This window comes from Halomonas sp. V046 (assembly GCF_052645355.1).
This window is the reverse complement of the sequence record NZ_JBQXYF010000003.1, coordinates 299201-314188: the sequence shown is the minus strand read 5'-3', so window position 1 is coordinate 314188 and position 14988 is coordinate 299201. Positions and strand designations below refer to the sequence as shown.

Genomic DNA, 14988 nt, shown 5'->3' with positions numbered 1-14988 from the left:
TGGCGTGGGGCGCCTGGTGAGGATGCCAGTGTAAAACCTTTGTGTAACACATGGGTCAAGCACAGGAATGACGTTTCTATGCCGTTTCGATCAATTTTATAACCCCCTGATAGTTCAAGAGTGATTGCTTACGTTTGACCAAAGTATGAGCAAATAAATGATTAAAACGAACGTTTGGCCTTGAACTATCGGTAGCCATCGCAAACACTGCGAGCAAGCCGGGCCAGGTCGTAGCCGGCGCCATGGCTATAAGCACGCCGACTAGCTTGCAGAACAAAAGGACATCGAGACATGCATAACAACTTCAAGCCTCTCTCTCTCGCGGTCGCCGTGGCTGCCGCCGCCGTTTCCGGCCAGGCCATGGCCGGCGCCTTCCAGCTCAACGAGCAGAGCGTCAGCGGCCAGGGCACCTCGGGCGCCGGACGCGCCTCCTCGGTCAATGACGCTACCATCGTGCACGGCAACCCGGCGGGCATGTCGTTTCTCAACCGCGCTCAGGTCACCGGTGGCGGGGTGTACTTGACCGTAGACTCCGATATCGACAACGCCTCGGGGAGCGCTTCGGGTTCCAATGAAGGCGACATGGTGCCCAATACGGTGATTCCGTTTGGCTTCTATGTGCAGCCGATCAACGACAATCTGCATTTCGGCCTCGGCGTTTATGCGCCCTACGGCCTGATCACCGACTACGAAGGTCAATTCCAGGGCCGCTTCTTCGGCGATCGCAGCAAGGTCGAGGTGGTCACGGTCCAGCCGACGATATCGGTCAAGTTCAGTGACCAGTTCTCTGCCGGTTTCGGCCTGACTTACAACCAGATCGACGGCGAACTGACGGCCAACACCCAAGGGGGGCCGGTGGGGTTCTTCGACCAGACCGGCGCCTTCACGCCGACCGGTGTCGCGGGTGAAGGCGATATCGATGTCGAAGGCGATGACAATGCCTGGGGCTATACGCTCGGCATGATGTACAAGCCCTGGGAGCACACCACCTTCGGCTTCGCCTATCACTCCGAGGTCGACTACGACCTGGAGGGCAAGGCGCGCTTTACCAATGTGCGCGGCACGGGCTCTCCCACCGTGGTACCCGGGCTCGGTCCTGTCGTACCGGTGGGCACGGCCACTCAGCAGACCGACGCCGACCTGTCCATTACGCTGCCCGCGGTCTGGGACTTCTCGGTGACTCACGAACTCAATGATCGCTGGACGCTGATGGCCGGCGCCGCGATGACCGACTGGAGCGAGTTTGAAGAAATTCGCGTCGAGAACGACGTGCGCGAAATCGTCGAGGCCCAGAACTACGAAGACAGCTGGCAGTACTCCGTCGGTACCGCCTATCAGCTGAACCAGGCCTGGGTGCTGCGCACCGGCTTGACCTACGACGAGACCCCGATCAAGGAAGATTACCGCAGCGTGCGTGTGCCCTCCGACGATCGCGTGATCTTCTCGCTGGGCGCCGGCTGGACACCGATGGAAGACCTGACCGTCGATGTCGCCTATTCCTACATTCACGAGACCGAGGCCTCGCTGAGCCAGGAAGAGGAAAATCGCGGTACCTATGAGGCGGACTACGACAACACCGCCCAGGCCTTCGGTGCCCAGGTCACCTATCGGTTCTAACCATGCTGCGACAAGCGCCAGCCAAGGCGATCTGAATCGCCAGCGCTTGCCACGTCACCGCGAGATGCCCCGCCGCGCCCCCTCCCAGGAGGGGGCGCTTTCGTTGGCGGCTGTCGGCCGCAGTGCTTCATCGCACGGGTCGCCCTGGATCGGAGAGATGGCGCTTGGTCGGAGGTGGTGGCTGTCTGTCTAGACCGTGGCGAGCAAGCGCCTGTGCTTTGTTGAAAGGTCGCACCTCCGCGAGAGTCACAGCGGTAAAGTTTGTGGGAGGACCGGTGTTCAGAAAGGGCAGGGCGGGCTAGGCCAGTTTGACCCTGCTGACACGATCCTTGGCGCCGCCGAACAGCTGGCTGCACCACAGTTGCCGTCGCGGCGCAGGCGGATGCTGACGGCCTCCGGTTCCTGGCCGGCAACGGCGCTTGCGGTGTTGAACCCTCGGCGCAGGTTCGCGCCAAGGGCAACGCCGGTAGTGCGAGCCGAAGCAATGTCGTTTAACGATAAAATGACGGTGTCTTGAATGCCGTGAATTGCCGGTTTGTAGGAAATGTATTACACGTATTTAAGATATATCTTACAAATTATTAAGATGTTAATGATGATGTCTGTTGTGGCAAAATAGCGGCCAATGCGGCATGGCAACAGGTACTAAATTAGTGAGTTATTGAGCCTATTTCAGGGTATTTTTCTGTCATTTCTTTGTCGTCATTCTGTTATTTTACTCGGTAGTAGCGGTACGAAATTCTCGGGATGATGCCAGTCGGCGTCGGCATCGGCGCCTTCTCGCAGCATGGCGGTGGCCTAGCTGCTGGATGTCAAGTGGACGAGTGGCCGAGCGGGGTAAGGTGTCTTTTTAACAATCATTGGGGTGTTGCTTCGCAGCCTGGTGATCAATCGTTGACTGGGTGGGAAACGGAAATGCTCTGGAGTAAGGCGATGGCTAGGCTTTTCGTGGTTGGCTTGGGGGGAGTCACCCTGGCGCTGGTCGGCTGTGCATCGGGCACCGGAGGTGCTGACAGCGCTGGTGTCATCGAGCCCGAGACGCGCTTCGTGGGCAATTTGCCGTGTGATGACTGCCGGGTCATTCGAGCGGACTTGACGCTGCATCGTGACGCAGAAAGTGGCCAGCCGAAGCAGTTCTTTCTGCATCAGACTCACGTCGATGCCGTTGGCGGAAATGTCACGTCGACTTCCTGGGGGGATTGGCAGCTGATGCCGGCCGATGACGCCATGTTCTATCGCCTGGAGAGCGGGCCGCAACCCATGGTGTTACGGCTGGAAGATGATGGCCAGCAGCTCGGCTGGGTCGGTCTCAAGGACAGCCATGACGATGATGTCTCGTACGAGCTGCGTCGCGCCGCGCTGATGCGCTGACCCGATGGGTGTGGGGCCGTGCGCCCGGTAGCACGTAGTAGCACGCGGTTGAAAGGGGCAAGAGAGCCACGGACGACACAGCCTGGCCGTAGGCGTCAGGCCATCAATAGTGGTCATGACGCCAGGTCGTGGAGTAGAGGGGGCAGAGCCCGGGTATGCAACGAGAATTCGATATCGAGTCGTTCATCAAGCTGCGTAAACAGACGCGCGTGGTGGGTGATCTTCTGCACGAACAGGCGATGGATTACATGGCGACCCTGGCGCTGCTGATTCGTCCTCAGCTGGTGTTCGGCGAGTATCTGCAAGGGGCGCCTCGGGGCAACGGCCGGGACGCACAGCACGCGTTCAAGGAATTCAAGTCGCTCTTCGAGGCCACGGCCACCGCTGCTCCTTTTCGGTTGATTCAGGAGCTCGAGGTGCCGCTGGATATTCTGAGCTCCACGCCCCAGCTGTATCCGTACGAGTATGACGTGACGCTGGAGGGGCGTAGCCATCCCGTACGGGTTACCAGCCCCGTGCGCTGGGTGGTCGGCTACAAGGGCTTCGAGCTGGAGCGCTTCCGGCAGATCATCAAGGACCCCAATCGCAGCACGGCGGAGCTGTTTCGCTTCGTCGCTCATTACCTGATGTTGTTTTTCTGCCTCAACCGCGCACCGGGCCTGGGGCGGCTGCTCTTGGGCCTACGCTTTCCCGTCAGCTTCGAGAAGCTCGCCGATTTTGGCGACTTGCCGTTCTGTGTGATCGGCTCGCCGGTGTCCTCTCATCTTCCCGATGACGGCATGATCCTGAGCAGCACCGAAGTCGCGGGCAACCACACCTTCGAAGAGTTGGTGGACCTGGCCGACATCCAGGAGATCGAGGATGCCATCAAGGAACGCTTGCTGAAGGCGGTCTCGGCGATCTAGGCAGGCGCCGGCTGACCAGCACATCACTTATCCACGCACAAGGAATTCGACGCCATGGCGGAGAGGGATAGCACACAACACAAGTTAGGGCGGATTCGCGCTCCGCGGGTTCAGATCACCTATGACGTTGAGATCGGTGACAGCCAGGAGCAGAAGGAATTGCCCTTCGTCGCTGGGGTGGTCGGCGATTACAGCGGCAATCCGCTGAGCCCGCCGCCCAAGATGAAGGATCGCAAGTTCGTCGCCATCGATCGTGACAACTTCGACAGCGTTCTCAAGGGCTTCAAGCCGCGTCTGGCGTACCGCGTCGATAACACCCTGTCCAAGGATGGCTCGCAGCTGCCGGTCGAGCTTAATTTCAACGCCCTGGAAGACTTCGAACCGCAGAACGTCGTCAAGCAGGTCGAGCCCCTGCGCAAGCTGCTCGAGGTTCGCAACAAGCTAGCGGACCTGCGCAACAAGATGGGCGGCAACGACAAGCTCGAGGAGCTGCTCATGGACGTGCTGCAGAACAGCGAGAAGCTCAAGACCCTCGGCGACGAGTTCGGCCGCGAGCAAGCGGTACGCGACGACAACGACAGGTAACGGCGGAGCCACGACATGTCAGACAAGCATACTCAAGCCCAGGCATCGGTGACCGAGGAAGCCGTCTTCGCTCCTCAGACATCCTTGCTCGACAGCATCATTTCGGAGAGTCGTGTGGCGCGTTCGGAAACCGAGCGTAGCCGCGCCCGGGACCTGATCGAAGAACTGGTCGCCCAGGTGCTGGAAGGCGAAGTGCTGCCGAGCAAGGATCTCATCGCCGTGCTCGATGCCCGGATCGCGGAAATCGACGCCATGCTCTCCGAGCAGATGAACGAGGTCATGCATGCCGGCGAGTTCCAGCAGCTTGAATCGTCCTGGCGCGGTTTGAAGTACCTGGTGAGCCAGAGCGAGACCGGCACCAATATGAAGATTCAGGTGCTCAACGCCACCAAGAAGGACCTGGTGCGTGACCTGAAATCCGCCCCGGAGTTCGACCAGAGCGCGTTGTTCAAGAAGGTCTACGAAGAAGAGTACGGCACCTTCGGTGGCGCGCCCTTCGGCATGCTGATCGGTGACTACGAGTTCTCGCGCAGCCCGGAAGACATCTACCTGCTCGAGCAGGTCTCTCACGTCGCCGCCGCCGCCCATGCGCCGTTTATCTCGGCGGCCTCGCCGGAGCTGTTCGGGTGGGACTCGTTTACCGAGATGAGCGGTCCGCGTGACCTGTCCAAGGTCTTCGACACCGTCGAATATGCCAAGTGGAAGTCGTTTCGTAGCTCCGAAGACGCGCGTTATGTCGGTCTGACGCTACCCCATGTGCTGGGTCGTCTGCCTTATGGGCCGGATACCGCCCCGGTCGAGGAGTTCAACTTCGTCGAAAACGTCGATGGACGCGAGCACAACCAGTACCTGTGGATGAACGCCGCCTATGCCATGGGCGCGCGGGTGACCGAGGCCTTCTCGCAGTACGGCTGGTGCGTTGCCATTCGCGGCGTGGAAGGCGGCGGCCTGGTCGAGGACCTGCCGACCCATACCTTCCAGACCGACGACGGTGAAGTCGCGCTCAAGTGCCCCACCGAGATCGCCATCACCGACCGTCGTGAAAAAGAGCTCGCCGACCTGGGCTTCATTCCTTTGGTGCACTGCAAGGGGACGGACTATGCGGCCTTCTTTGGCGTGCAGTCGGCGCAGAAGCAGAAGCACTACAACACCGACGTTGCCAATGCCAACGCGCGACTCTCGGCGCAGCTGCAGTACATCTTCGCGACCTCGCGGATCGCCCACTACATGAAGGCGATCATGCGCGACAAGGTCGGCAGCTTCGCCTCGCGCACCAGCGTCGAGCGCTATCTGAACGAGTGGTTATCGCAGTATGTGCTGCTGGACGACAACGCTAGCCAGGAAGCCAAGGCCCAGTACCCGCTGCGTGAAGCGCACGTGGAAGTGGCCGAAGTGCCGGGTAAGCCGGGGGTCTACAAGGCGGTGACCTTCCTGCGTCCGCACTATCAGCTCGATGAGCTGACCGCGTCGCTGCGCCTGGTGGCGGAACTGCCCCAGTCTTCGCGTAGCTGACCGGCGCTCTCATCATCACACCGGCAGCCCGCGTGCCGCGGGGCTGCCGGCCGCTCGTCGGAGGTGAGTCGTGCAAGTGAAGGGCACAAGGATGATCGTGCCAACCCTCTGGAACCGTCTGCTCGATGATGAGCCGCACCGGGGAGTGGAAGCCGAACAACGGCTGTGGAGCACGCTCGACGAGTACAAGGCGACGATCGTTGCCGACCTGGAAACCCTGGTCAACACGCGTCAGGAACTGCTGGCGGCCAACCTCGCGGCTTACCCGTCGCTGCGTGGGTCGTTGCTGGAGTATGGCTTGCCAGACTTTCTTGGGCGCGGCCTCAACAGCAGTGAGGACCGCCAGCTCATCCAGCGCCAGCTCGAACATGCCATCGAGAGCAATGATTGCCGTTTTCGCAACGTGCGCGTCAGCCTTCGCGATCAGGATCACAAGGATCGCTTGCTGCGTTTTCGCGTCGATGCCCTGCTGGTGCTGGTGGATTCTTCCCAGCAGGTGACCTGTGAAGCGGTGCTCCAGGCCGAAACTCAGCGCTATAAAGTACAGAACCTTACCTGATGCTAGACGACCTGCTGCCGTACTACGAAAAGGAACTCTCCCACCTGCGCTTCTTGGGTCAGGAGTTTGCCCGTGAGTATCCGAAAGTCGCAGCGCGTCTGCAATTGGAAGAGGATGACTGCGCCGATCCGCATACCGAACGCCTGATCGAGGCGTTTGCCTTTCTTTCGGCTCGGGTGCACAAGAAACTCGACGATGACCTGCCGGAGATCGTCGAGTCGTTCCTGGATGTGCTGTACCCCCACTACCTGAAGCCGACGCCGTCGATGTCGATTGCCCAGTTCGATCCGGGGGAGGCCTCGACGTTGGACAGCCGCTACCACGTCGCCCGCCATACCGAGATGTTTTCCCGCACGGTGGGAGGCAATAACTGTCGCTTTCGAACCTGCTACGACGTCACAGTGTGGCCGTTGCGGGTCGAGCAGGCGCGTTTTTCGCTACTCGAGCGCTCGGCTTTCAATGGCCGTGACGGCGACAGCGTCGCCCGGCTCGATGTCGACCTGGGGACCCTTGCCGATCAGCCCATCGGGTCGCTGGGCATCGACCAGCTACGCGTCTTTCTCGATGGCGAGGGTGCCTTGATGCATCCGCTCCATGAGCTGTTGTTCAACAACCTGTCGCGCCTGCGGGTGAGCTTCGATGAGGGGGGGCGGCGTCGCGGCATGGCCTTGCCGCTGAGTGCGATTCGCCCGGTGGGCTTCGCGCCGGACGAAGGCTTGATCGACTACTCCGAGCGTTCGTTTCTCGGCTACCGCCTGCTGCATGAGTACTTCGTCTTTCCCGAGAAGTTCATGTTCTTCGACCTCACCGGGCTTGAACGGCTCCTCGCTCAGGTCGGCGGGTCGCGCGTCCAGCTGCAGTTCTTCTTTGCCGACTACGAGGTGGGCGAACGGTTGTCGCGCCTGGCGCAGAACCTGGGGCGTAACCACTTTCGCCTGGGCTGCACTCCGGTGATCAACCTGTTCAAGCAGATGGCCGAGCCGATCAAGCTGACCCATACCCAGCATGAGTATCCCGTGGTGGCGGATGTGCGTCAGCCCTACGGCGTCGAGATCCTGTCCATTGATGAGGTCAAGCGGATCAAGAAGACCGCGGCCCGTGACGAGGTCAGCCTGTGCCATCCGTTCTTCGAGCCGCGCCGCCAGCAGGTCCAGCGCCAGGCCAGCTATTGGATCGGCAAGCGGGTGCCATCCGAGCGCAACCGTGACCACGGTACCGAAATGCTGCTGCGCCTGGTCGATCGAGAGTTGACTCGCATCGAGACCTCCAGCGACGTGCTCAGCCTGAAGCTGACCTGCAGCAATCGTGACCTGCCGCAGCAGCTCAGCTTTGGCCACCCGGAGGGCGACTTCACACTGCCGCGGGAACAGGTGGTGAAGACCATTCGTTGCCTGCGCAAGCCGACGTCGTCCGTGCGTCCGCCGCTTGGCAAGGGCGTGATCTGGCGTCTGGTGTCGCATCTGTCGCTCAATCACCTGTCGCTGGTGTCGCGCGGGCGCGAGGCGTTGCTCGAGATTCTGTCGCTCTACAACTACCGCGACATGGATGCTTCTCGGCGTCAGATCAACGGCATCTCGTCCATCGAAAGCGCCCCGACCATGACCCGTATCGGCCACCCGCGTCCGGCCTTCGTGCGCGGACTCGGTATCACGCTTGAACTCGATGAGCAGCAGTTCATCGGTAGCGGTATCTATCTATTCGGCATGGTCCTCGACCATTTTTTCGGACAGTACTGTTCGATCAACAGCTTTACCCAACTGACGCTTACCAGCCGTCAGCGCGAAAAGGATGTCGTGACATGGCCGCCCAGAACCGGCACTCAGTCCCTGGTCTAATCGACCGGGCACGGGCTGAGCCATACCGGTTCGGCTTCTTCCAACTGGTGCGGCTCTTGCGCCTGCATTACAGCCATCAGGGACGTCTCGACCCCGAGTCGCGACCCCATGAGGATCCGCTGCGTTTTCGCAGCCAGTTGTCGCTGAGCTTTCCGGCGAGCGAAATCAGCGATCTGACCTTCGAGAGCGACAAGCGGGTGTCGCCGCTGGATCAGCCGTTGACCGAAATTCAGGTCACCTTCATGGGCCTGGTCGGGCCATCGGGCGTGTTGCCACGGCCCTACACCGAGACGCTGATCGATCGCCATATCCAGCTACGCGATGACGCCGCCCATGCGTTTCTGGACGTGTTTTCCCATCGCATGACGGCGATGTTCTACCAGGCCTGGCAGAAGTACCGGTTCTTCATCGAGCACGAGCGCAAGGGCGAGGCTGACTTCGAGCGTCAGCTACTCGCGCTGACCGGGCTAAGCCCGCATACCACCCAGCGCTTGATCGGCGAGACCCCGGAGGCTGGGGGGGAGCGCGATGGCTTGCCGCGGGAAGTGTTTGGCTACTTCGCGGGGCTCTTGACCCAGCGACCGCGCAACAAGCTCAACCTCGAGGCGCTGCTGGGCTTCACCTTCGGCGTGGACTGCGCGGTGAAGCCGTTCAGCGGTCGCTGGCTCGAGATTCCCGGGCGCGAGCGCACCCGCCTGGGCAGCCGCAATGCATTGCTGGGGCAGTCGGCGGTCACGGGCTCCCGGGTCTGGGACTACCAGTCGTGTGTGCGCGTGGTGCTCGGGCCGCTGTCGCGTCCTGACTATCAGCGCTTTTTGCCCGGTCAGGCGGACCACCCTCGGCTGGTCGAGCTGATCCGCTTTTATCTCGGCGCCGAACTCGACTTCGAGATCGAGCTGGACCTTGGCGCCGATCAGGTCCCTGCGGCACGACTAGGCGGCAGCGATGGGGTGTCGTTGGGCCGCCTTGGCTGGCTCGGGCGCCGAGCCCGCACCCTCAATGGTCACGCAATCTTTCGCATTCCCTTCGATGGAGCCACCACGTGAGCCTCAAGACGCTGTTTGCCAAGCTCAATGAAGTCAGCCGCCAGGCGATGGAAGAAGCCGCCGGGTTATGCCTCGCCAAGCGTCAGTACGAAGTCGACGTCGAACATCTGCTGCTCAAGCTGCTCGATGGCGACGATAACGACGTGCTGCGCATCGTCCGCCACGCCGAGCTGGCGCTGGATCGCCTCGCCGACCAGCTCGACCGGTCGATGGAGACCTTCAAGATCGGCTGCACGCGCACCCCGGCGCTGTCACCGCACATCACGCGGCTGATCGAGCGCGCCTGGGTGGTGGCATCGATCGAACAGGGTGGCCATGAGGTTCGCTCTGGGCATCTGCTGTTGGCGCTGCTGGGCGATCAGGAGCTGCGTCGCGTGGTGATGGACAGCGCCCCGGAGCTTGAGCGGCTCGATGCCGACGACCTGCGCCTGAACTTCGATGACCTGCTCTCGGCGAGCCCCGAGCAGCCAAGGGCAACCGGCGCGGCGGGCGAGAGCCCGGGACGGGCGGCGACGCCGCGCGCCGGCAAGACCCCGGCGCTGGATCAGTACACCATCGATCTGACCGCCAACGCCCGCGCGGGACGCATCGACCCGGTGCTCGGGCGCGACGCTGAGGTGCGTCAGATGATCGATATCCTCACCCGCCGGCGCCAGAACAACCCGATCCTGACCGGGGAGGCCGGGGTCGGCAAGACCGCCGTGGTCGAGGCGCTGGCGCTGAAGATTATCGCCGGTAGCGTGCCTGAGGCGCTTGGCAACGTTGAGCTGCGCACCCTGGATCTCGGTCTGCTGCAGGCCGGCGCCGGGGTCAAGGGGGAGTTCGAGCAGCGCCTCAAGAACGTCATCGACGAGGTCAAGCGCAGCCTGCACCCGATCATCCTGTTCATCGACGAGGCGCACACCCTGATCGGCACCGGCGGCCAGGCCGGCCAAGGCGATGCCGCCAACCTGCTCAAGCCGGCCCTGGCCCGGGGCGAGCTGCGCACCATCGCCGCGACCACCTGGGCGGAGTACAAGAAGTACTTCGAGAAGGATGCGGCCTTGGCCAGGCGCTTTCAGGTGATCAAGGTCGAGGAGCCCAGCGAGGACGTCGCCATCGACATGCTGCGCGGGCTCGCCGGCCGCATGCGCGACCACCACGGCGTCGAGATTCTCGACGATGCGGTGGTCCAGGCGGTGCGTCTGTCCCATCGCTATATCAGCGGCCGCCAACTGCCGGACAAGGCGGTCAGCGTGCTGGATACCGCCTGTGCCCGTGTCGCCCTTGGCCAGGCCGTGGCACCGGCCGAGCTCGAGGATGCTCGTCAACGCTCATGCGATCTCAAGGCCGAACGTACGGCGCTGCTTGGCGAGCGCGAACGCGGGGCGACGGAGCACGATGCGCGCCTGGAAGAGCTCGATGACAAGGTGACCGCGCTCGCCGCCGACATCGAGGAGCTCGAGGCCGACTGGCAGCGTCAGCGCGACGCCGTGGCCGAGTTGCGCAGCGCCGAGCAGGCGCTGAGCGAGCTTTCATCCCAGGGCCAGGCCGCAAGCGACGGCGCGGGCTCGGGACAGCACGTCGAACAGCTCAGTGAACAGGACGCCAATCAGGACGCCAAACCGGGCGTCGAACCGAACGCCGCCGCCCGGGAGCAGGCGCGCAATGACGTGATCCGCAAGCGTCGCGCGCTCGAGGACATTGCCGCGACTCGGCCGCTGGTGCATCCCTGTGTCGATGGCAACGCCATCGGAGCCGTGGTCGCGGCCTGGACCGGGATTCCGCTGACCAAGATGCAGCGCGATGAAATTGACACCGTGCGTATGCTGCCGCAACTGCTCGGGGAACGGGTCATCGGTCAGGACCATGCCCTGGTCGAGATCGGCAAGCGCATCAGCCTGTCCCGGGCCAAGCTCGACGACCCGAGCAAGCCGGTCGGTGTCTTCCTGCTGCTCGGCCCCAGCGGGGTGGGCAAGACCGAAACCGCGCTGGCCCTGGCCGACACCCTGTACGGCGGTGAGCGCAATCTGATCACCATCAACATGTCGGAGTACCAGGAGGCGCATACGGTGTCGTCGCTCAAGGGCTCGCCGCCGGGCTACGTCGGCTACGGCGAGGGCGGCGTGTTGACCGAAGCGGTGCGGCGCAAGCCGTATAGCGTGGTGCTGCTCGATGAAGTCGAGAAGGCCCATCCCGACGTGCTCGAGCTGTTCTTCCAGGTCTTCGACAAGGGCGTGATGGAGGACGGCGAAGGACGCGAGATCGACTTCCGTCACAGCGTCATCCTGCTGACCTCCAATGTCGGCACCGACTGGATCATGCAGCGCTGTCTCGGCGACTCGCCGTCACCCGAGACACGGCCCGAGCCGGAGGCTCTGGTCGAGGAGATGACCACGACCCTCAACGGCGTGTTCAAGCCGGCCTTCCTCGGGCGGTTGAAGATCGTGCCGTACTACCCGGTGCAGGGCGAGGTGCTCACCCGCATCGTCGATCTCAAGCTGGACCGCCTGGCGCGGCGCTTCCGCGACCATCATGGCGCCAGCCTCAGCTTCGATGACGCGCTCGCTGCCCATATCGCCGAGCGCTGTACCCAGACCGACAGCGGCGCTCGCAGCATCGATCACCTGCTGACCGGCGCCTTGATGCCGCAGCTTGCCGAACGCGTCTTGCAGAGCATGGCCGACGATAGCCCCATCGAAAGCATCGCCATCGGCATCGATGCGCATAGCCAGTTCACCTATCGCGTGGGTGATGGCCACACCGCCAGCGAGCCTGGCGGCGGCGAACAGGCGAAACCGGAGGTTCATGCTCATGCGCAACACTGAACCGCGCCACCGCTTTCGCCGCGCCCCTTCCGGGCGCAAGCGTCATCCTGGCGTCGGCCTGGTCGTGCTGCTGCTAACGGCTGTGCTGATCAGCGGCTGTGGCGTTGGCGGCCGCATCGGCAAGCAACTCGATGGCACCGTCGGCGACATCCTGTTCGATCAGGACGAGCGGGTGACCGTGGTGCTGAATGCCGAGGAAGACATCAACCCCGACACCGAGGGCAACCCGCTATCGGTGGTGGTGCGCATCTATCAGCTCGATTCGCTGACCGCCTTCAATGCCGCCAGCGCCGATGAGCTGTGGCACAGCAGCGACGATGCGCTTGGCGACTCGCTACTCAGCGAGCGTGAAGTCGTTGTGCTGCCGGGGGAGGTGGCGCTGGACAGCGCAGCGATGGCCCAGCGTGCCGCGTACGTCGCGGTGGTGGCGTTCTTCCGTCAGATGCCGGACCAGCGCTGGCGACTGGTGTTTGACGCCGCCGCCATGCGCAAGGACGGCATCCTGACATCGCCAGACGGCGTCGTCCTGAGCCTGGCCGACAGCCATATCGAACCCGTGGGCGAGGACAGCGCCGAGCTGATCGCCGTGGCCAACGCCATGGGACGTTTCTCGGCGCCATGAGTGACGATCAAGGAATGTATACGTGAGCAAGCATAACCGAGTGATGTGGTCCGAAGGCATGTTCCTGCAGCCGCAACACTTCCAGTATCAGGACGAGTTTCACCAGCACCAGCTGGGCGAGGCCAATGCGCGCTCTGGGCCCTTCAACTGGGGCGTGCAGATACTGGAAGTGGACCAGGATGCCCTGGCTCATGGGCGTCTGCAGCTGTCGCGGCTCAAGGTCGTCTTCGCCGATGGCACCCTGGTCGATGCCCCCCAGCATGATCCCCTGCCGCCGGCACGTGACCTGGGTGAGTTGAGTGGCGTGTCGGAGTGCAAGGTCTACGCCGCCGTGCGTCAGCTCGAGCCCTTCGCGCCCAATGTGGTCGACGATGAGCACCGCCGTGGCAAGAGTCGGCGTTTTCGTCAGCGTTTCGAGAGCCTGCCGGACCTGCTCGAAGGGGAACTCGACAACGAATTGGCGCTGCTTGAACTGAATGCCACGCTGCTGCTGGAAGGCGATGATCTCGATGGCACCAGCCATTGCCCGCTGCTGCGCCTGAAGCGCAATGCCGCCGGCGACTTCTCGGTCGATGCCGACTTCGTGCCGCCGTGCCTGCAGTTGAGCGCCAACGATACCCTGCTGGCGGTGGCCCAGCGCCTGATTGGCGTGCTCCAGGCCAAGAACGAAGCGCTGTCGAGCCGGCGCCGGGAGCGTGCCGACAAGGTCGCCGAATTTGGCTCCAGTGACGTCACGCTGTTCTGGCTGCTGTACACGGTCAATCGCGCCTATCCGCACCTGGCGCACCTGCTGGCCAACCCGCGTCTGCCCCCCGAGCAGCTGTATCGCTTTCTCACCGATCTGGTAGCGAGTCTGATGACCTTCTCCATGGGGCATCAGCTCAGTGATCTGCCGGATTACCAACATCGGGATCCGGCTCGTTCGCTGTTCCGGCTCGAGGCCATGGCCCGGGAATTGCTCGATACCGTGGTGCCCAACCAGTACATCCCGATTTCGCTCGAGCAGACCAAACCGTCGTATTTCGTCGGTCGCTTGCACGATCCGCGCCTGGTGGATGCGGATTTTTATGTCTGCGTGCATGCCGACATGCCGGGCGCCAAGCTGATCGAGCTGGTGCCGAGGGCCTTCAAGGTGGGCTCTCCGGAAGACATCGAGGTGGTCGTCAACAGCGCCATGCCTGGCGGCACGCTGGCGCATGCCGCGCGTCTGCCGGTGGCGATCCCGGTGCGCCTGGACAACCACTACTTTGCCCTAGAACCCAAGGGACGCATGTACGAGCGAATGATGGCCGCCCAGGCCATCGCCTTTTACGTCCCCAGCGGCTTTACCAATCTAAAAATTGAACTGATGGCGGTGTTGAAATGAACCAGACCTCAGCGACACAGCAGGGAACGCAGTACTCGGCGGCACCGCGGCACGCCGCCCATCACCAGTCGGCGAAGGAGGACGCCCCGGCACGGCTGAGCCTTCTGGTACAGGATTTCTTGTCCATGGTGCTGATGGTGCGTCGCGGCTGCGAGGCCCAAAGCGTCGAGACGTTTCTCCAGCGCGTGGAGGAGTACTTCCAGGAGCTGGAAGCCCGGGCGCTGGCCTCCGGCTACACCCTGGAGCAGTACCGCGACGGCCAATATGCGCTGTGCGCCTTTCTCGATGAAAGCGTGCTGGCGGCGGGGGAGAGCAACATTCGCCGGCATATCGAACTGTATCCGCTGCAGTACAAGTACTTCGGCGTGCACCTTGCCGGCGAAGGATTCTTCGAGCGTCTCGAGACCTTGCGCAGCGACATCAAGGGCAATCTCGACGTGCTCGAGGTCTATCACCTGTGCCTGGCGCTGGGCTTCGAGGGCAAGTTCCGGCTCGAGCATCGTGACCAGTTGCGCTACATCGCCAACACCCTGGGTCAGGACCTGGCCCGCTATCGACCGGTTCCGGCGGAGCTATCGCCGAGCTGGCGGTTGCCGGATCAGGTCGGCCAGCTGCTGCGTCATGAGGTCCCGGTGTGGGTCTATCTGGTGCTGATCGCCTTGTTCTGTGGGGTGGCGTTTCTGGTCCTCGACGGATTGCTGGATACCCGTGTCGATGCGCTGATCGAGCGCCTGCCGTCACTTTTCGAAACCTCCTAGGGTGA

The 14988-nt window shown here is 62.6% G+C and carries 12 protein-coding genes; all 12 read left to right on the top strand.

Annotation, left to right across the window (positions count from 1 at the left end; genetic code table 11):
- Positions 1–291 precede the first annotated feature (291 nt).
- Complete coding sequence (locus tag ACUN9Y_RS05730) at positions 292–1617, top strand: OmpP1/FadL family transporter (protein ID WP_445459725.1); 1326 nt, start codon at positions 292–294, stop codon at positions 1615–1617.
- Positions 1618–2550: 933 nt separating this feature from the next.
- A complete protein-coding gene (locus ACUN9Y_RS05725; protein ID WP_445459724.1) occupies positions 2551–2988 on the top strand; it encodes a copper resistance protein NlpE N-terminal domain-containing protein in 438 nt (145 codons plus the stop codon).
- Positions 2989–3143: 155 nt separating this feature from the next.
- On the top strand, positions 3144–3893 hold the full coding sequence (locus ACUN9Y_RS05720; protein WP_445459723.1) for a hypothetical protein: 750 nt from the start codon (positions 3144–3146) through the stop codon (positions 3891–3893).
- A gap of 54 nt (positions 3894–3947) precedes the next feature.
- Positions 3948–4478, top strand: a complete 531-nt coding sequence (gene tssB, locus ACUN9Y_RS05715) for a type VI secretion system contractile sheath small subunit (RefSeq protein ID WP_445459722.1) — start codon at positions 3948–3950, stop codon at positions 4476–4478.
- A 15-nt stretch (positions 4479–4493) separates the two neighbouring features.
- Positions 4494–5990: a type VI secretion system contractile sheath large subunit gene (tssC, locus tag ACUN9Y_RS05710; protein ID WP_445459721.1), complete on the top strand. Its 1497-nt coding sequence runs from the start codon at positions 4494–4496 to the stop codon at positions 5988–5990.
- A gap of 91 nt (positions 5991–6081) precedes the next feature.
- Complete coding sequence (gene tssE / locus ACUN9Y_RS05705; RefSeq protein ID WP_445459720.1) at positions 6082–6549, top strand: type VI secretion system baseplate subunit TssE; 468 nt, start codon at positions 6082–6084, stop codon at positions 6547–6549.
- Positions 6549–8384 (top strand): type VI secretion system baseplate subunit TssF, encoded by a 1836-nt coding sequence (gene tssF, locus ACUN9Y_RS05700; protein WP_445459719.1) that lies wholly within the window; start codon positions 6549–6551, stop codon positions 8382–8384. Before tssE ends, tssF begins: the two co-directional genes overlap by 1 nt.
- The gene (gene tssG, locus ACUN9Y_RS05695; RefSeq protein ID WP_445459718.1) at positions 8348–9430 is read left to right on the top strand and encodes a type VI secretion system baseplate subunit TssG; all 1083 of its coding nucleotides are present in this window, start codon (positions 8348–8350) and stop codon (positions 9428–9430) included. The genes tssF and tssG overlap by 37 nt, the downstream gene beginning before the upstream one ends.
- Positions 9427–12237, top strand: coding sequence for a type VI secretion system ATPase TssH (gene tssH, locus ACUN9Y_RS05690; RefSeq protein WP_445459717.1), 2811 nt, complete (start codon positions 9427–9429; stop codon positions 12235–12237). The genes tssG and tssH overlap by 4 nt, the downstream gene beginning before the upstream one ends.
- Entirely contained in the window at positions 12224–12859 is a 636-nt protein-coding gene (gene tssJ, locus ACUN9Y_RS05685; RefSeq protein WP_445459716.1) for a type VI secretion system lipoprotein TssJ, read from the top strand. Before tssH ends, tssJ begins: the two co-directional genes overlap by 14 nt.
- 22 nt (positions 12860–12881) lie before the next feature.
- A complete protein-coding gene (tssK, locus tag ACUN9Y_RS05680) occupies positions 12882–14225 on the top strand; it encodes a type VI secretion system baseplate subunit TssK (RefSeq protein WP_445459715.1) in 1344 nt (447 codons plus the stop codon).
- On the top strand, positions 14222–14983 hold the full coding sequence (gene icmH, locus ACUN9Y_RS05675; protein ID WP_445459714.1) for a type IVB secretion system protein IcmH/DotU: 762 nt from the start codon (positions 14222–14224) through the stop codon (positions 14981–14983). The genes tssK and icmH overlap by 4 nt, the downstream gene beginning before the upstream one ends.
- Positions 14984–14988: the final 5 nt, after the last annotated feature.

Excerpts from the sequence above, each read along its gene's own strand:
- tssC (WP_445459721.1), top strand. The coding sequence starts at position 4,494 with ATGTCAGACAAGCATACTCAAGCCCAGGCATCGGTGACCGAGGAAGCC.
- ACUN9Y_RS05720 (WP_445459723.1), top strand. The coding sequence starts at position 3,144 with ATGCAACGAGAATTCGATATCGAGTCGTTCATCAAGCTGCGTAAACAG.
- ACUN9Y_RS05730 (WP_445459725.1), top strand. The coding sequence starts at position 292 with ATGCATAACAACTTCAAGCCTCTCTCTCTCGCGGTCGCCGTGGCTGCC.
- icmH (WP_445459714.1), top strand. The coding sequence starts at position 14,222 with ATGAACCAGACCTCAGCGACACAGCAGGGAACGCAGTACTCGGCGGCA.
- tssB (WP_445459722.1), top strand. The coding sequence starts at position 3,948 with ATGGCGGAGAGGGATAGCACACAACACAAGTTAGGGCGGATTCGCGCT.
- tssG (WP_445459718.1), top strand. The coding sequence starts at position 8,348 with ATGGCCGCCCAGAACCGGCACTCAGTCCCTGGTCTAATCGACCGGGCA.
- tssJ (WP_445459716.1), top strand. The coding sequence starts at position 12,224 with ATGCGCAACACTGAACCGCGCCACCGCTTTCGCCGCGCCCCTTCCGGG.
- tssF (WP_445459719.1), top strand. The coding sequence starts at position 6,549 with ATGCTAGACGACCTGCTGCCGTACTACGAAAAGGAACTCTCCCACCTG.
- tssE (WP_445459720.1), top strand. The coding sequence starts at position 6,082 with ATGATCGTGCCAACCCTCTGGAACCGTCTGCTCGATGATGAGCCGCAC.
- ACUN9Y_RS05725 (WP_445459724.1), top strand. The coding sequence starts at position 2,551 with ATGGCTAGGCTTTTCGTGGTTGGCTTGGGGGGAGTCACCCTGGCGCTG.